The organism is Streptomyces aurantiacus (assembly GCF_001418335.1).
Classification (GTDB): Bacteria; Actinomycetota; Actinomycetes; order Streptomycetales; family Streptomycetaceae; genus Streptomyces; species Streptomyces aurantiacus.
Map to the genome: position 1 here is coordinate 1 of NZ_LIPP01000239.1, position 16,685 is coordinate 16,685.

17 protein-coding genes and 1 pseudogene are annotated in these 16,685 nt (G+C 71.2%); 10 read left to right on the top strand and 8 right to left on the bottom strand.

From position 1 onward, the window contains the following. Nucleotides 1–125: 125 nt before the first annotated feature. Entirely contained in the window at nucleotides 126–1,166 is a 1,041-nt protein-coding gene (locus tag AOK01_RS28555) for an aldo/keto reductase (protein ID WP_055516697.1), read from the bottom strand. Between the two features lie 157 nt (nucleotides 1,167–1,323). On the opposite strand from AOK01_RS28555, the gene AOK01_RS28560 reads away from it, so the two are divergent. The 5 genes from AOK01_RS28560 (at nucleotide 1,324) to AOK01_RS28580 (ending at nucleotide 4,450) form a co-directional block, all read left to right on the top strand. Continuing rightward, the gene (locus tag AOK01_RS28560) at nucleotides 1,324–1,947 is read left to right on the top strand and encodes a TetR/AcrR family transcriptional regulator (protein WP_055516699.1); all 624 of its coding nucleotides are present in this window, start codon (nucleotides 1,324–1,326) and stop codon (nucleotides 1,945–1,947) included. A gap of 101 nt (nucleotides 1,948–2,048) precedes the next feature. Then, nucleotides 2,049–2,435, top strand: coding sequence for a hypothetical protein (locus tag AOK01_RS28565; RefSeq protein ID WP_055516701.1), 387 nt, complete (start codon nucleotides 2,049–2,051; stop codon nucleotides 2,433–2,435). 88 nt (nucleotides 2,436–2,523) lie between these two features. Continuing rightward, nucleotides 2,524–2,766: a hypothetical protein gene (locus AOK01_RS28570; protein ID WP_055516725.1), complete on the top strand. Its 243-nt coding sequence runs from the start codon at nucleotides 2,524–2,526 to the stop codon at nucleotides 2,764–2,766. Between the two features lie 43 nt (nucleotides 2,767–2,809). Continuing rightward, the gene (locus AOK01_RS28575) at nucleotides 2,810–3,949 is read left to right on the top strand and encodes a baeRF2 domain-containing protein (RefSeq protein WP_055516703.1); all 1,140 of its coding nucleotides are present in this window, start codon (nucleotides 2,810–2,812) and stop codon (nucleotides 3,947–3,949) included. 90 nt (nucleotides 3,950–4,039) lie between these two features. Then, the gene (locus tag AOK01_RS28580) at nucleotides 4,040–4,450 is read left to right on the top strand and encodes a DUF2795 domain-containing protein (protein WP_055516704.1); all 411 of its coding nucleotides are present in this window, start codon (nucleotides 4,040–4,042) and stop codon (nucleotides 4,448–4,450) included. Between the two features lie 78 nt (nucleotides 4,451–4,528). Here AOK01_RS28580 and AOK01_RS28585 read toward each other — a convergent pair whose 3' ends face one another. From AOK01_RS28585 to AOK01_RS28600, 4 genes are all read right to left on the bottom strand, one after another. Continuing rightward, the gene (locus AOK01_RS28585) at nucleotides 4,529–5,554 is read right to left on the bottom strand and encodes a DNA topoisomerase IB (protein WP_055516706.1); all 1,026 of its coding nucleotides are present in this window, start codon (nucleotides 5,552–5,554) and stop codon (nucleotides 4,529–4,531) included. Nucleotides 5,555–5,680: 126 nt separating this feature from the next. Beyond that, nucleotides 5,681–6,061, bottom strand: coding sequence for a DUF3140 domain-containing protein (locus AOK01_RS28590; RefSeq protein ID WP_055516708.1), 381 nt, complete (start codon nucleotides 6,059–6,061; stop codon nucleotides 5,681–5,683). A 101-nt stretch (nucleotides 6,062–6,162) separates the two neighbouring features. After that, nucleotides 6,163–7,257: an acetate/propionate family kinase gene (locus AOK01_RS28595; protein ID WP_245702447.1), complete on the bottom strand. Its 1,095-nt coding sequence runs from the start codon at nucleotides 7,255–7,257 to the stop codon at nucleotides 6,163–6,165. Between the two features lie 206 nt (nucleotides 7,258–7,463). Next, nucleotides 7,464–8,069, bottom strand: coding sequence for a TetR/AcrR family transcriptional regulator (locus AOK01_RS28600; protein WP_055516712.1), 606 nt, complete (start codon nucleotides 8,067–8,069; stop codon nucleotides 7,464–7,466). 150 nt (nucleotides 8,070–8,219) lie between these two features. On the opposite strand from AOK01_RS28600, the gene AOK01_RS28605 reads away from it, so the two are divergent. From AOK01_RS28605 to AOK01_RS28615, 3 genes are all read left to right on the top strand, one after another. Then, nucleotides 8,220–8,678, top strand: a complete 459-nt coding sequence (locus tag AOK01_RS28605) for a cupin domain-containing protein (RefSeq protein ID WP_055516714.1) — start codon at nucleotides 8,220–8,222, stop codon at nucleotides 8,676–8,678. A gap of 123 nt (nucleotides 8,679–8,801) precedes the next feature. Beyond that, complete coding sequence (locus AOK01_RS28610) at nucleotides 8,802–9,614, top strand: alpha/beta fold hydrolase (RefSeq protein ID WP_055516716.1); 813 nt, start codon at nucleotides 8,802–8,804, stop codon at nucleotides 9,612–9,614. Nucleotides 9,615–9,747: 133 nt separating this feature from the next. Further along, nucleotides 9,748–11,160: an MFS transporter gene (locus AOK01_RS28615; protein ID WP_055516718.1), complete on the top strand. Its 1,413-nt coding sequence runs from the start codon at nucleotides 9,748–9,750 to the stop codon at nucleotides 11,158–11,160. A 6-nt stretch (nucleotides 11,161–11,166) separates the two neighbouring features. On the opposite strand, the pseudogene AOK01_RS28620 reads toward AOK01_RS28615, so the two are convergent. Both AOK01_RS28620 and AOK01_RS28625 read right to left on the bottom strand, forming a co-directional pair. Continuing rightward, nucleotides 11,167–11,666: pseudogene (locus AOK01_RS28620) on the bottom strand (hypothetical protein); the annotation flags it as partial. Further along, nucleotides 11,663–14,230 carry a molybdopterin oxidoreductase family protein gene (locus AOK01_RS28625; RefSeq protein ID WP_079103833.1) on the bottom strand — a complete coding sequence of 856 codons (2,568 nt, stop codon included), beginning with the start codon at nucleotides 14,228–14,230 and terminating at the stop codon, nucleotides 11,663–11,665. The pseudogene AOK01_RS28620 and the gene AOK01_RS28625, both read right to left, overlap by 4 nt. A 282-nt stretch (nucleotides 14,231–14,512) precedes the next feature. Between AOK01_RS28625 and AOK01_RS28630 the strand changes: the two genes are divergently transcribed. Further along, nucleotides 14,513–15,607 (top strand): glucose 1-dehydrogenase, encoded by a 1,095-nt coding sequence (locus AOK01_RS28630; protein ID WP_055516720.1) that lies wholly within the window; start codon nucleotides 14,513–14,515, stop codon nucleotides 15,605–15,607. A gap of 122 nt (nucleotides 15,608–15,729) precedes the next feature. On the opposite strand, the gene AOK01_RS28635 is transcribed toward AOK01_RS28630, so the two are convergent. Next, the gene (locus AOK01_RS28635) at nucleotides 15,730–15,918 is read right to left on the bottom strand and encodes a DUF2795 domain-containing protein (protein ID WP_055516722.1); all 189 of its coding nucleotides are present in this window, start codon (nucleotides 15,916–15,918) and stop codon (nucleotides 15,730–15,732) included. A gap of 264 nt (nucleotides 15,919–16,182) precedes the next feature. Here AOK01_RS28635 and AOK01_RS28640 point away from each other — a divergent pair. After that, nucleotides 16,183–16,685, top strand: a 503-nt coding sequence (locus tag AOK01_RS28640) for a hemerythrin domain-containing protein (protein ID WP_055516724.1), incomplete at its 3' end; no start/stop codon positions are given.

Sequence of the window (16,685 nt, forward strand, 5' to 3'; positions counted from 1 at the left end):
CTGCATCGAGAGGAACGCTATGAGGAGGGGGCACCCCGGGACGTCCCCCTGCGGCGGACAGCGTGTGTGGCTCACGTGGGGGACAACGGGTGGTCCGGGTGGGCCCGGGTGGGCCCCGGGTGGGGTCAGACCACCGGTACCGGGTGGCGGCGCAGGAGGCCGGGGTCGCCGCCGAAGATGGTCGGCAGGGCTGCGGCGACCGTCTCGTGCGGGGTGCCGAGGGCGACCGCGCTGACCCGCTCCAGCCGCTCGTACTGCTCGTCGGTCAGGGTGAGGTCCAACGCGGCGAGATACGCGTGCAGCTGCGCGGTGGTGCGCGGGCCGATGACCGGGATCAGGGCGGTCGCGCTACGGGCCGCGCGGGCCCGCAGCCACGCCACGGAGACCTGGGCGGCGTTCGTACCGCACTCGTCGGCGACGTCGAGGACGGTGTCGAGGACAGCGCTGGTGTGCCCGTCCTCCGGGCGCGCCGGCCGTCGGCTGCCGTGGCCGTCCTGCCGGAACTTGCCGGTCAGTACGGCGCCGGCCAGCGGCGAGTAGAGGGCCGCGCCCAGCCCGAACGCCTCCGCCATCGGCAGCAGTTCGCGCTCCGCGGTGCGGTCGGCGAGATTGTAGGCGACCTGGATGCCGACGACGGGGGCGCGGTCGCGCAGCACGGCCTGAGTGGCGGCTGCCGCCACCCGCCAGGCGGGGAAGTTGGACAGGCCGCCGTGGAGGATCTTCCCGGCGCGCACGAGGTCGTCGAAGGTCGCGACGATCTCCTCAACAGGGGTGACGCCGTCCGGCAGATGGGCCCAGTACACGTCTACGTAGTCGGTCCCGAGCCGCCGCAGACTGGCCTCCAGGGAACGGACCATCGTCTTGCGGCCGTTGCCGTTCTCGCTGATCCCGTACTTGCCCTCGCTGCCCCGGGTGTACTTCGTGGACAGGACGAACCGGTCGCGGTCGGCGGCCAGCAGGTCGGCGAGCACGGTCTCGGACTGCCCGTCCTGGTAGCGGTCGGAGGTGTCGATGAACGTGCCGCCCGCCTCGGCGAACGCGTCGAAGATCGCGCGTGCCTCGGCGGGGCCGGCCGGGGCGTCGGGGCCGGTGGCGTAGTTGGCGGTGCCGAGCGCGTACTCGGACACGCGCAGGCCGGTACCGCGGCCGAATGTGGTGTGGAGCATGGCTGTGCCTTCCGGGTTGACGTGGTGTGCCGAGCGGTGCGCCGGGCGGGGCGCCGGACGGCAAACCGGAATCCGATTCCGGTACACCTTACCGGAACCGGAATCGCATTCCGGTAAGGTGGGGCACGGACCGGCCGGATACGAGGAGGACACAGCGGTGGACGAGCACGGCGAACCCGCGAGCCCCGCGCCGACACCTGCGCGCCCTGCGGAGAGCCGGCCGCTGCGCGCCCACGCGCAACGCAATCGCGACGCCCTCCTCACCGCGGCGCGCGAGGCCTTCACCGCAGGCGAGTCGGACATCCACGTCGAGGAGATCGCCCGCCGCGCGGGAGTGGGCGTCGGCACCTTCTACCGCCACTTCGCCACCCGCGAGGCCGTCATCGAGGCCGTCTACGACGAGCGGATACAGAACCTGTGCCACCGGGCACCGGACCTCCTGGAATCCCTGCCGCCCCACGAAGCGCTCCGGGTGTTCATGGAGCAGCTCGTCCAGCACGCGGTGGAGAGCCGCAGCATGGCCGTCGCCCTCAAGACGGTGATGGACCTGGGATCGCCGGTGTTCAACCAGGGCCGCGAAGCCATGTCCGACACGATCGGGCAGCTGATGGCCGCCGGCGTCGCCGACGGGACGATCCGCGCCGACGTCACCGCGGACACCGTGTTCCGCGCCATGGGCGGCATCTGCGCCTCGCACGACCAGCCCGGCTGGGAGAAGGCCGCCCTCGATGTGATGCACCTGATCCACGACGGCCTGCGGCACACCGATCCCAGCCCCTGACCGGAACCCCTGACCGGCCAAGGCGTACAGGCGGGCTCCTGCATAGACTCCCGCATACGGTGCACGCGGATCGCGACGGCACTGACGTGGAAGAGGGCGCTGTGACACACGAATCAGGCGGCGTGGCCCCGACACCCACCGCGAGTGTCCTGTGCGACGTCCAGGAACTGACCGGGCTCCCCGTGGCCGCCTCCGGAGCCCTGTGGAAACTCGCCGAGTCCGGACGCCAGCTCGATGCCAACCTCGTGCATCTTCCGGCCGGCCGGAGTGTCGACGCCCACGCCGAACCGGACCTGGACGTCCTTCTCCTCGTCATCGCCGGCGACGGCACACTCGTAACCCCTGGCGGGTCGGAAGCCCTCACCCAGGGCCGCCTGGTCTGGCTGCCGCGTGGCTCCACCCGCGGTCTCACCGCCCACAGCGAGGGACTGTCCTACCTCACCGTCCACCCGCGCCGCCCCGGCCTGCAGATCCGCTCCCGGCCCTGACCCTGATCACGGAGCCCGTGATCGATCTCGCCACACGGGTAGTTTGCACCCCTTTGCGCGGGGGACCCGCACGCAAGAGGTGATCGCCATGCCTGAACCCGGCAGCAAGAAGTACGACACCCGACGTGCGCGGCTGCGCAAGGACGCCGAAGGCGAGGGCGTCTCGGACCAGGACGCCAACGACCAGGCCAACGAGACGTTGCAGAGGGACTCGCAGTGGCGCAGCCGGGGTCCGCGTACGGAACGTGGTCGCGGGCCCAAGAGCGAACGCGGCGAAAGCGAACGCGGACGCTCTGAGCGCGGACGCTCTGAGAACGAGAACACGGACTGACCCGACCGTCGGCCGGTCGTGGACGGGCCGACGAGGAGCCACCATGCGTCTTTCATTTCTGCAACCACTCCTGGACCGTCCAGGTCCCTGGGCGACGGTGTACTTCGATCCAGGGCAGCCGGACGAGTCAGGTGCCAAGCGCCGTGAGCTGTCGGTGCGGCAGATCTGCCGCACGCTGGAACAGGAGGGCGCCGACAAGGCCACCGCGGAAGCCGTCCGCGGCCATCTCGCGGGGCTTTCGCCCGCGGACGATCCGGCGGGGCGGGTCCTCTTCGCCACCGGCGGCGAGGTCGTGCTCAGCCATCGGCTGTCCCGCCGGCCGCAGGAGGAGTTGGCCTGTTGGGCGCCCCTGCCGCGGCTGGCTCCCCTGCTGGAGCTCTGCGGCCAGGACCCGGTGTGCCTGGTGGCCTACGTCGACCGCACCGGCGCCGACTTCCAGCTGCGGGAGGCGGGCGGGCCGCAGGACGCCGGGAACGTGGAGGGCGAGCAGTGGCCCGTGCACCGCGCGGCTTCGTCCGACTGGTCCGAGCGGCATTTCCAGTTCAAGGTCGAGAACACCTGGGAGCACAACGCCGCGGAGATCGCCGAGGCGCTGGCCGCCGCCCACGAGGAATCCGGCGCCGATCTCGTGGTGCTGGTGGGCGGCCCCCGGGAGCGTCGCGCCGTGTACGAGAAGCTCCCGGAAACGGTGCGTGCCGTGGCGGTGGAGACGGAGCACGGCGGGCGCGCCGCCGGTTCCGGTTCCCCGGCGTTGGAGGAGGCCATCGAGAAGGCGCGGCAGGATTCCCTGTACCGGCGCGTCGAGCAGGCGCTCGACCGTTTCCGGGCCGGCCGCGTGGGCACCGACCGGCCCACCGACGCGGTGGAAGGCGTGCCCGCTGTGGCGGACGCCGCCCGGCAGCACCGTATCGACACCCTTCTGGTGCGGTCGGACGGCCCCGACCTGCACCGGGAGTTGTGGGCGGGTGCCGACCCCGACCAGGTGGCGGTGCGGCGGACCGACGCCGAGGCCCTGGGAGTGGGCGAGCCCCTCTCCGTACGGGCCGACGACGCCTTGCTGCGGTCCGCGGCGGCCACGTCCGCCGACGTACTGGTCGTGCCCTTCGAGGGGACGGCCGACGACATCCCGGCAGGAGGACTCGGCGCCCTGCTGCGCTGGACGTACGAGCCGAGTCCGGCATAGGGACAAACACAGGCACAGGGACAGGCACAGGGACAGGCACAGGGACGGGCGCAGGGACAGCTGTGCCCGCGACAAGGGAGGTGTTGTGCCGTGGAACGAGGCAGCAACCCCGTGAGTCCGCGCAAGGACGACGAACTGAAGCACGAACTGGACGGCTATCTGAGCTCCGGTCAGCACACACACGTCGAGGAGGCGAACGATCCCGAGCCCCCGGCGGACGACGATGTCGTCGTGGACCCGGGCGGCCCCGTACCGCCACCGGGTGAGGAGCGCGAGCGGGCCCGCTCGGCGGCCGAGGCCGAGGCCATGCGTATGGAACTGAGCCGCCACCTGGAGCGCACCACGTTCCCCGCGGACCGGCAGACGCTGTTGAGGACGTTGGAGTCGCACCATGCGCCGGACTCGGCGCTGGCCGCGGTACAGCGGTTGCCCGAGGGAAAGACGTACGACAACGTCAGCGAAGCCGTGCGCGCTCTGTCGCCCGGCCGGTCCGCGGGCTGACGACCTCACCGGCCTCCGGCATCTGAACGTCAGACGTCGGCACTCACGTCAACCACCCACGTCAACCACGTCAGCAGCTCAGCTGCTCAGCAGCCGCAGGACCGCCTCCTCGACGGCTCCCTGGGTGGCCGGCCGGCCGAAGACCGCGCCGTCGCCGAGCCGGTCGAGGTCGGCGGCGACCGTGCGGCCTTCTTCGAAGAGCTCGATGACCCGTGGATTGATGTACGAGGCCCGGCACACCGCGGGCGTGTTGCCCAGGTACTCGCTGACCTCGCGGACGGCACGGACGACCGCGCGCTTACGTGCGGCCTTCGACTCGTCGGCGATCCGTGCCGACACGGCGAGGGCGACTGCCGCGAGAACAGTGGCGTGCCACGTGCGGAAGTCCTTCGCGGTGATGTCCGCTCCCGCCCGGGTACGCAGATAGTCGTTCAGCTCCTCGGCGTGCACGTCGTGCCAGGCCCCGCCCTCCCAGTAGGCGAACAGGTGATCGCCCCCGCCGCGGCGGCGCAGCAAGGAGCGCAGCACTGTGCAGGCGTGCGGGTTGACGACTGCGCGCGTCTGCGTCTTCGAGTACTTCGCCGGGTACGTGAGGCACACCTCGCCGCCCCGGCAGGAGGCGTGCTCCTTGAGCAGGGTGGTCAGCCCGTACGTCCCGTTGTCCCGCCGGTACGCCTCGTTGCCGACGCGGAAGAAGCCCAGGTCGAGCAGGCGGACAGCGCAGGCCAGGACGCGCGTGCGGGTCAGTCCGCGGCCGGCGAGGTCCGCTGCCACGTGCGCGCGCACCTCGGGGAGCACGGCGGCGACCTCAAGGACGTGGTCGTGTTTCGCCGCCTCCTGCTGCTCGCGGAACCTCGGGTGGTACAGGTACTGGCGCCTGCCCGCGGCGTCGGTGCCGACGGCCTGGAGGTGCCCGTTGGGCCAGGGGCAGATCCACACGTCGCGCCACGCCGGTGGAATGACGAGCCGCCGCAGGCGTTCCTTCTCCCCGGGGTCGGTGACGGGGCGCCCCGACGCGTCCAGGTAGCGGAATCCTCGACCGGAACGGGCGCGTCTGATCCCGGGCCCGTTGACGTCACTCCTCCTCAACCGCGCCACACGCATGTCTGAAGAGTGCCCCGATCGAGGACTCGATCACTCATGGACGCGCAGACGGCGTCGGCCCGGCCGGGCTCTCACGGCCGGGCCTGCCTCCCACGGTCAGGCCGACCTCCCGGCGGTCGGGACGGGTCAGCGCTGCTGCTGGGCGCGGGTGCCACCGGCGTCGGAGGCCAGCGGCTTCAGCGGGTCGTGGCCGAGCGTCATCAGCCGGTGGCGCCAGTGGGCCTCGCCGGCGGTGGGTTCCATGTCGACGCCGCGCTCGGTGGTGACGACGTCGATGACCTTGCGCATGACCCGGATGTCGTCGGCGGTCAGGTCGGTACGCCGCTTGCCGAGGATCTCCAGCACCCGGCGGCCGTTCTTGGTGCCGGACTGGTCCGGCATCTCCTCGGTCTGCTCGCCCGCGGAACGGGTCATGAGCCAGTCGCTCAGTTCACGCGAGGTCATGTTGACCACCGCGTGGAACTCGTTCCACAGGTCGTCCAGTTCCGCTTCAGGAATGTCCGCCATGATCAGTGTTTCCTCTCCTGCGCAGGTGCCTGTCCCCCCGTCCCCCTGTTCCTGTCCTGTGCCCGGTACCCAGGAGCATCACCCGAAACCACCGCCGCAGTTCAGGAAGCCCGCAGGAGCAGTCGGGTCTCGCGGTCGACCTGCTGGGCCTCTCCGGTGGGGACCACGACGACCGGGATGCGCGCCCCCGGCTCGCTGATGATGTCGGGGCGGTCGGCGTCGGCGGGTGTGCGCAGGCCGCCGGTCAGGCCGAGGGCGGTGAGCCGGGCGCACACCTCTTCCCGTACCTCGGGCTGGTCCTCGCCGATCTCCCCGGTGAATACGAGGGCGTCGAGCCGGTTGAGGGAGGCGGCCATGGCGGCGATCCCCCGGCGGCAGTGGTGCGTGAAGACGTCCAGGGCGAGAGCGGCGCGCTCGCTGCCCGCCGCTCGGCTGCGTACCAGGTCACGCGTGTCGTCGGACGTGCCGGACAGGCCGAGCAGCCCGGAGTCGTGGTTCAGCGCGTTCTCGATGTCGTCGGCGGACAGCCCATGCCGGGTCTGCAGCCACGTCAGGGCGCCGGGATCCACGCTGCCGCTGCGGTGGCTCATCACCAGCCCCTCCAGCGGAGTGAACCCCATCGTCGTATCGACGCTTCGCCCGTCGCGCACCGCGCACGCCGAGCAGCCGCCGCCGAGGTGGGCGATCACCACCTGGAGCCGCTCGGGACCGCGGCCGAGCAGCTCCGCGGCCCGGTCGAGCGCCCAGGCGTACGACAGCCCGTGGAAGCCGTAACGACGCAGCCCGTACTCCGCACGCCAGGCGGCCGGCACCGCGTACTCCCGTGCGGCCGCGGGCAGGTCCGCGTGGAAGACGGTGTCGAAGCAAGCGGCCTGCGGCACGCCGGGCAGCAGTTCCCTGGCGGCGTCCAGGACGGCGAGCGCCGGGGGAACGTGCAGCGGTGCCAGGTCGGCCGCGTCCCGGAGAAGAGCACGGACGTCGTCCCCGACCAGGGTGTGGCTTCGCAGGCGGGGTCCGCCGTGGACGATGCGGTGACCGACGGCCACGGGTGCCGGCGCTTCGTCCAGCAGCTTCCGCAGCGCGCCGGGCGCGTCGTCGCCGGGGGCGGAGGAACTGTGGTGCTCGGCGAGGACCTGGCCGTCGTCGCCGAACACGGCCAGCCGCAGACTCGACGATCCCGCGTCAGCCACCAGCACCGGGCCAAGCCTCTCTGCCGACACGGCGATCCTCTCCCTCACGGCCCTCACGCAGGCCCCACGCGGGCCCCACGGTCCAGAACAGCGCCACAGCGCCACAGCGCTACGCGGAGTACCCGCGCCCACCTCGCGGAAACAGAGCCGCCCGTGCCGCCGACAGTGGTCCGCCGACGGCCGTCCATCGGCCGTCGTCTCCGTGGGGGCCGCTACGCGGTCGAGCGCACCGCGGCTTCCGTGAGCGTGGACGCGGTACGTACGGCACTGATGACGGCCTCCTCGGCACCGAGTCCGCACAGATCGGTGAGGGTGAAGAGTGCCTCGGCGCTCACGACCACCGCGAGGTCCCGCTTGAGCTGGGCGAAGGCGTCCGGGTCCGTCGTGCCGAGGGTGTCCTCCAGGGGGAGGAGCGCGTGGTCGATGAGGCCGAAGCGGATGCCGGGGCGCCTGGTCACCGTCTCGGGCCGGGTGACGGTGGCGGCGATCATCGCCCGTACCGAGCCCTGCCGGGCGAGGATGCCGCGCAGCAGGAACTCGCAGGCGAACGCGACGCGTTCGACCGGGTCGACGGAGTCCGCGACCGGTGCGAGCGCCTCGGCGGGGGGCGCCCAGACGCCGGCCAGTGCCTCACTGATCAGGGAGGGCAGGTCCGGGAAATACCGGTAGGCGGTGGCCTCGGAGACGAGGGCCGCGCGGGCGATCGCGGGCATGGTCACCTCGGCACCGGTGGCGGTGAGTTGCCGGGCCGCCGCCACGATCGCCGTCCGCGTGCGCTGCTTCTGGTTGGTGCGGCCCGCACCCGTCTGCGCCGTCATCAGGTGACTCCTCCCGTTGATCCCTCCCTCACGATAGCAGTCACCCCTCCTTATGAGAGCTCACTTGCATTACGAGACCTACATCTCTACTCTCCTGAGAGTCAGCTCTCACGAAGGAGCTCTCACGAGGGAGCTCACGAAGGAGGAGTCATGAGCACGGTTTCCGTGGTCGGCCCGAACGACGGCGAGACCATCCAGCTCGGTCCGACGCAGATGCGCATCCTTGAGGACGGCAGCACCACGGGGCACCGCCTCGGCATCGGAGAGATCACCATCGCCCCGCACACCCAGGGCCCGCCGCAGCACCGGCACGCCCAGCACGACGAGGGCTTTTACGTGGTCTCCGGCACCGTCCACTTCACCGTCGGGGAGACCACCCACGAGGCGCCGGCCGGCACGCTCGCGATGATCCCGCCCGGCGCCCCGCACACCTTCGCCAACCTCGGCGACGAGCTGGCGGTGCTGCTCAACACCTTCACCCCGGACCTGTACGTGCAGTACTTCCACGACCTGCGCGACATGATCGCGGGCGGCCAGGCACTGACCCCGGAGTCGACCGTCGCGGTCATGAGCCGCTACGCCACCGTCCCCGCGACCGACTTCGCGTGACGGCGCCGCCCATCTCCCCGCCCCCTCCGTCTCCGCCTGAAGCGGCCGCGATCTCGCCCTGAAGCGGCCCCATCTCCCCCACGAAACCACCCACTTGAAACCCTCCACTTGAGGAGCACGAAGATGACCACCCGCAGCACTCACACCCTCCAGCTCGACCAGGGCACCCTCGACGTCACCGTCGACCTCCACGGCGAGCAGGGACACCCCTTCCTGCTCCTGCACGGCGGCGGCGGCCCCCAGACCGTCGCCCCGTTCGCCGGCCTCCTCGCCGAACAGCGGCCGGCCAGGGTGTTCACCCCCGTCCACCCCGGCTTCGGCGGCACCGTCCGCCCCGATTGGCTGACCGACGTCACGACCCTGGCGCAGGTGTACGCCCACCTGCTCGACGCGCTCGACCTGCGGGACGTCGCCGTCGTCGGGAATTCGATCGGCGGTTGGATCGCCGCGGAACTGGCGGCGCTGGGCAGCGACCGGATCACCAGCGTCACCCTCGTCAACGCCGTCGGCATCCCCGTCACCGGCCACCCGATAGCCGACACCTTCTCCCTGACACCCGTCGAGCTGTCCCGCCTCTCCTTCCACGACCCCTCGAAGTTCCGCTTCGACCCCAGCACCCTGACCGAGGCGCAGCTCGCGGTCATGGCCGCCAACCGTGCCGCCCTCCAGGTGTATTCGGGCCCGTACGCCATGGCCGACCCGACCCTGCCCGACCGTCTCGCCAAGATCGCCCATCCCACCCGGGTCGCGTGGGGCGCGAGCGACCAGGTCGTGGACGCCGACTACGGACGCGCGTACGCACAGGCCGTCCCCGGCGCGGAGTTCCGTCTGCTGGAGGGCACCGGCCACATGCCGCAGACCGAGACGCCCGAACAACTCCTGCCGGTCGTCTGGGACTTCGCCGACGCCCACGCCACCCACCGGCCGCAGCACTGAACTCGACGCCGGCCCCGACAACGATCTCGACGCGGGCCCCGTCACTCACCTCGACGCCGGTCCCGTCACTCACCTCGACGCTGCCCCGGCACTCATCCCATCTCCCGGCACTCACCCGGAAAGGTCGGGCCCGATGCCTCAACCCGTCGGTCGGGGACCCACGTTGATCCTGGTCGTCTGCTGCATGAGTGTGCTGCTGGTCAGCCTCGACACCACCATCCTCAATGTCGCCCTGCCCTCGATACAGCAGGACCTGCACGCCTCCGTGTCGGGCCTGCAGTGGACGCTCGACGCGTACACCATCGTGCTGGCCTCGCTGCTGATGCTGGCCGGCTCCACGGCCGACCGCGTCGGGCGACGCCGCGTCTTCCTCCTCGGGCTCGTACTGTTCACCGGCGGGTCGGCGCTGTGCAGTCTGGCGCCGTCGCTGGGCTGGCTGATCGTCTTCCGTATGGCACAGGCGGTGGGCGGCTGCATGCTCACCCCGGTCGCCATGGCGATCCTCACCAACGCCTTCCCGGCGCCGCGGGAACGAGCCAGGGCCATCGGCGTGTGGGGCGGGGTGGTCGGTGTCAGCATGGCCGCGGGGCCGATCCTCGGCGGCGTGCTGGCGCAGACGGCCGGGTGGAGGTCGGTGTTCTGGCTGAACGTCCCGATCGGGCTGGCCGCGCTGCTGCTCACCGTCCTGTACGTCCCCGAGTCCCGCGCCCCCCGGCCCCGCAGGGTCGACCCGGTCGGCCAACTGCTGGTGATCACCGCGCTCGGCGCGCTGACCTACGCCGTCATCGAAGTGCCCGGCCGAGGCTGGACCTCGCCCGTCATCGTGGTCTGCCTGATCGCCGCGGCAGGGGCGGCGGCCGTCCTCGTACCGTACGAGGCGAGACGCGACGAACCGCTGATCGAGCCGCGCCTCTTCCGCAGTGCGCCCTTCAGCGGGGCGACGGTGATGGCAGTGTGCGCGTTCGCCGCGCTCGGCGGCTTCCTGTTCGCCAACAGCCTTTATCTGCAACAGGTGTTGGGGCTCGGCGCGCTGGACACCGGGATACGTCTGCTGCCGATGGCGGTGCCGTCACTGCTGTGCCCGCCGCTGGCCGGCCGGATCGTGGGCAACCGCGGCCCCCGCGTCCCGCTGCTGCTCGCCGGCGCCGGCATCGCCGCCGGCGGCTTGCTGGCCGTCCCCGCCACCCGCCCCGGCCATCCTTCGGAGCTCCTCCTCTACGCCGCGTACGCACTCTTCGGCGTGGGCTTCGGCTTCGTCAACGCGCCCATCACCTACACGGCGGTCTCGGGTCTGCCGCGCGCCCGGGCCGGAGTGGTCGCGGCGATCGCCGCGACCGGCCGCCAGGTCGGCGCCGCACTCGGCATCGCGGTGACCGGCGCGGTGATCGCCGGCGGGTCCCGCCAGGCCGCCTGGTGGATCATCGTCGGCTGCGGTCTGGCCGTACTCGCCCTGGGGGTCCTGACCACCGGCGCCTGGGCCGCGCGCACCGCCGACCGGAACGCCCCGTCCCGGACGTCGCTCTCCTCCCGCCTCCTCCCGCCGTAACCAGGAACTGGTCAGGACTTGCGGGGAGAGGTTTTTGATCATGGTGTTTGACCAGCGCGCTGCCGCAGGGTCCGCGGGTGGCAGGAGGAGGCGAGCGCCAGGAGCCGGTCGTCCTTGCCGGCCTGGGCGGCTTGGGCGAGCATTTCCCAGTACAGCGAGTTCTCGGTCGCTCCGAGGTGCAGTTCCCGCAGGTCGCGCAGGAGCAGCAGACCGGGCTCGGGCCGGCGGCCCATGGCCTCCGCCGCCTTCTCCCTGAGCACGGCCAGGACACCCGTGCCGGATGGGTCGGATGTGCCGGGTGCCCTGCCGAGATCGAGATTCAGGCCGTAGTGGTGGCCCGTGTCGGCCAGGCGCTGGACGTGTTCACGGGACCAGCGGGCCAGGTCCGTGGCGACGTAGAAGATCTCGTGCTCGGTGCGATGGCGTTCCGCCACTGTGACCAGGTGTCCGGCGAAATGCTTCTCGCCGTGGTGCAGGGCGCGCAGGGTCAGGGTGATGCCGTTCACTGGCTGCCTTCCTCACGGCCGTTCCGCAGCGCGGTCGCGGACTGGGCGGCGTCCTCGGACCGGATGGCGTGCGCGGACCGGATGGCGTCCTCGGGCCGGATGGCGTGCGCGGACTGGGTGGCGTGCGCGGACGGGCCGCCCGTCGTCGCGGGAACACGCTCACCCCCGGTGCCCGATGGCGCGGACGCGGTGGTGGTCGGCGCGGGGGCGGGCCGGCCGTCACCGCGTTCGACGAGGGTGAGGGCCGCCGCGGCGGTCTTGAACAGCGGCTGCTTGGAGACCGGGTCCCAGTCCGTGACGGTCGCCTCGTTGGCGGCACGGCCAGGGGTGTTCTCGTCGGGGCCGTGTCCTGCCGGAGTGTCCCAGTAGCCGTAGTGGAACGGCACGAACAGCAGACCCGGCCGGATGCCGGTGACCCGGACCCGTCCCCGCAGCGCGCCCCGGGGCGTGGAGACCTCCACCAGATCGCCCTCGCCGAGATCCCGCTCGGCCGCGTCGGCGACGGACACCTCCACCCATACGTCGGGCGCGGCGGCGTCGAGCTGCGGAGCGCGCCCGGTCTTGGTCCGGGTGTGGAAGTGGTAGATCGTCCGCCCCGTGGTGAGCTGGAACGGGTGGTCCGCGCTGGGCCCTTCATGGGGCGGAACGTAGTCGGCGGCCTTGATCATCGCTTTGCCGTCCGGGTTGAGGGAGCGGTACTCCACCACGCTGTCCGAGGCACCGGTGACGAGGTCCTTGCCGTACGTCTCGCAGGTGTCGGGGTGTGACCAGCTGATGCCGTCGGTGTAGAGGCGTTCCGTTCCGTCGGGGGCGTCGTCGTTGCACGGCCACTGGATTCCGGTCGGGCCGCGCAGCTTGTCGTAGGTGAGGCCGGTGTAGTCGCACGGCCGGCCGGCGCTGCACCGCTTCCACGCCTCGAACGCCGACTCCGGGTCGTGCCAGGGGATCAGCGGGCCGCCGTCCTTGTCGCGGAAGTCCATGCGGGCGGCGTAGTCGAGGAAGATGTCCAGGTCGGGCTTGGTCCCGTCCGGCGGTTCGACGGCCTTCTCGGCCAGGTGGACGGTGCGGTCGGCGTTCGTGAAGGTTCCGGTCTTCTCACCCCATGTCGCGGCGGGCAGCACCACGTCGGCCAGCTGGGCGGTCTCGGTCAGGAACAGGTCCTGGACGACGACGAACAGCCGTTCCTGGGAGAGGAGCGAGCGGATCCGGGACAGCTCGGGCAGGGACACGGCGGGGTTGGTGCCGCTGATCCACAGCATGCGGATCGAGCCCTGCTCGGCGTAGCGGAACATCTGCATCGCCTGGGTGGGCGGCGCGTAGTGCGGGATCTGCTTCGGCTCGACGTTCCACACCTTCGCCAGGTCCGCCACGTGCTGGTCGTTCTCCCAGTTCCGGAAGCCGGGCAGGTCGCCGTTGGCGCCGCATTCCCGGGTGTTCTGGGCGGTGGGCTGGCCGTTCATCTGGAGCACGCCCGCTCCGGGCCGGCCGAGCATGCCGCGGATCAGGTGGATGTTGTTGATCTGCACGGCGGCCGCGGTGGCCTGGTGGGACTGGTAGACGCCCTGGAGGACGGTCGACAGGAGCCGGTCGGCCGAGCCGAGGATCTCGGCGGCCTCGGCGATGCGCGCGGCCGGAACGTCGCAGACGCCGGCCGCCCACTCGGGGGTGCAGTCCTTGATCCGGGTCTCCAGCTCCTCGAATCCGACGGTGTGGGCCTCGACGTACGCGTGGTCGACCCGGCCGGTACGGAGGATTTCATGCAGCAGCGCGTTGAGCAGCGCCACGTTGGTGCCCAGGCGCGGGGCCAGGTGCACGGTGGCCCGGCGCGCCACCTGGGTCGGCCGGGGGTCGACGCAGAGGAGGCGGGGCGGATCGTTGCCGTCGAGCCGGTCCAGGACGCGCATCCACTGCACGGGCTGTGTCTCGGCCAGGTTGTGTCCGAAGAGGGCGATGACGTCCGCGTGATCGATGTCGTCGTAGCTGCCGGGCTGGCCGTCGCAGCCGAAGGACTCCTTGAGCGCCTCGGCGGCCGTGGAGGTGCAGAGCCGGGTGTTGCCGTCGAGGTGGTTCGTGCCGATGCCGGCGCGGGCCAGGACCGCCAGCGTGTAGTACTCCTCCAGGAACAGCTGGCCGGTGGTGTAGAAGCCGATCGAACCGGGTCCCTTCTCCTGGAGAAGGTCCTTCGACCGGGACACGATCCGGTCCATCGCGGTCGCCCAGTCGGTCTCGACCAGGCGGCCGTCCTGGCGGACGAGCGGCCGGGTCAGCCGGTCGGAGGAGGCGTTGGCCTGCCAGCCGAAGAGGTCCTTCGGCCCGAGGCGGCCGTGGTTCACCCGGTCCTCGGCGCGTCCCCGGACGCCGACCATGCGGCCGTCCTTGACCGCGATGTCCATCGCGTCGCCGTCGGAGTGGAGGATCGAGGCGGCCCGCACCCATCGCTGCACGTCACCCGGTGAGACCCCCTCCATGAGGTGGGTGTCCACCCGCGTGGGCCACGCGTCATGCCGCCCGTACGGAGTACGGCCGCCCCACGGCTGCGCGATCCGGTCCACCGAAGAGTCCATGCCGCGTCTCCTCCGCTACGGCCGGCACCCGCCGCGCCGACCGCACCACCGGTACCCGGCACGGCCGGCCCGTAACGCCGTAACGCCGCGACGCCGCTGCTCGGGACGTACAGGCCGGCCCGTACGTCCGGCGAACGTCCGGCGAACGTCTGGCGAAGCCAGGACCGGCACTCGCGGAAGAGGAAGCGGGAACGGAACCGGGGAACGGGGAACGGGGAACGGGGAACGGGGAACGGGGAGTCGATCCCAGAGGGGACGACGCCGAAGTGAGGGAGAGTGCTCATGCGCGCGATAACCGTTCACCCTCAGGACGCCGGGTCCGGGTCCGGGTCCCTGGAGATACGTGACGTGCCCGATCCGGTACCCGGCCCGGGTGAGCTCCTGGTCGACGGCCTGGCGGTCGGCGTCTGCGGCACGGACAAGGAGATCGTGGCGGGCGAGTACGGGTGGGCGCCGGCCGGCCAGGAGCGGCTGGTGCTGGGCCATGAGTCGCTGGGCCGGGTGCGCGAGGCGCCGTCGGGCAGCGGCTTCCGGGCCGGAGACCTGGTGGTGGGTGTGGTGCGCCGGCCGGACCCGGTGCCTTGCGGAGCGTGCGCCCGTGGCGAGTTCGACATGTGCCGCAACGGCCGCTACACCGAGCGGGGCATCAAGGAACGCGCCGGCTACGGAAGCGAACTGTGGACCGTGGAGAGCGATTACGCCGTCAAGCTCGACCCCGCTCTGGAACGCGTCGGGATGCTGCTTGAGCCCACCACCGTGGTGGCCAAGGCGTGGGAGCAGATCGAGCGGATCGGTGGCCGTGCCTGGTTCGCACCACAACGGGTCCTGGTGACCGGCGCCGGGCCGATCGGTCTGCTGGCCGCGCTGCTGGGCGTACAGCGCGGACTGGACGTCCATGTCCTGGACCGGGTCACCACCGGACCGAAGCCGGACCTGGTGAGGAGCCTGGGTGCGACGTATCACTGCGAGGACATCGACCAGGTGACCTCCCGCGTCGCCCCCGACGTGGTGATCGAGGCGACCGGGGCAGGACACCTGGTCTTCGACGCCATCTCGGGCACCGCCACGTACGGAATCGTCTGCCTGACCGGCGTCTCCCCCCGGGGACGGCAGCTCTCCGTCGACGCGGGAACCATCAACCGGGAGCTGGTGCTGGAGAACGACGCGGTGGTGGGCTCCGTGAACGCCAACCTGCGCCACTACCGCCAGGCGGCCGAAGCGCTGGCCAAGGCGGCACCGGACTGGCCGGCGCGGATGATCAGCAGGCGCGTGCCGCTGGAACGCGCCGCGGAGGCGTTCACCGCCCGGGACGAGGACATCAAAGTGGTCATCACCCTCAACGACACCCTCAGCGACGCCCGCAACGGCGAAGACTGAATCCGGCCCATAGGCGCGGCGTTTCCAGCGGAGCGGTTATTCCTGAGCGTTCTATGCGATCGATGCGATCGATGTCACCGGCCGCTGCGCGCCCAGCCAATCTCAGCCCTTCTCAGCCCTTCTCAGCCGAACACGGCTTTCTGCACTTCATTGGGGCCGTCGAACTGCTCGGTTCCGGTGTTGGACAGTTTCTCGACGAGAGCGTCGTCCGCGCCGTTTTCCTTGGCCAGCGCCACGAGGTCGTCGCGGTTGGCCGGGTAGTCGGCGCCTTTCAGAGCTTTCTGCATGTCGATCGGGCTGATGTCTGCCATGGGTCTGCCTCTCAATTGCCGGAACACGTAGGGAAGGCGGGGCCACCCGCGGCGTGCCGCCCGGGTCCCCGCCTGCCGGTGAATTGAACAAGAAAGCTCATCAGAAGACCGAGCTGCCACACCGGCGCGTACGAAACCTCACCCGTTCCCTCCATACCGTCGGCATACGCCGCCTCCCATTGGCAACCCAGAAGGGGCGCAGGCGCTTCATATGCCGCAACCTGACAGAGCAGCGAAAAACCGGAGAAAGGGAACGAAGCGAGCATGGGACACGGCGGCAACGTCATCAGTGAACTGACCACGGACCACCGCGAAGTCGACGAACTCTTCGCCCAGATCGAAGCACTGCCGGCCGACGACCAGGACCGGCGCCGGCTCGCCGACCAGCTCACCATGGAGCTGATCCGCCACTCGGTCGCCGAAGAGGCGTACCTGTACCCCACAGTGCGCCGCTACGTCGACGACGGCGACGACCTTGCCGACAAGGAGCTCGCCGACCACGCCGAGGTGGAGCGCCTGCTCAAGGAACTGGAAGGCTGCGAGCCCGGCGACGGCCGGTTCGAGTCGCTCGTGACGCAGCTGAAGGCCTCGGTGACCACGCACGTGGCCGACGAAGAAGGGCACCTGTTCCCCGCCCTCGCCGACGTGTGCTCTCCCGAAGCCCTGGAGAAGCTGGGCGAGAAGGTCCGCTCGGCCAAGAAGACCGCCCCCACCCGCCCCCACCCCTCGGCCCCCCCCACCCCGCCGGCCAACAAGCTCCTCCCGCC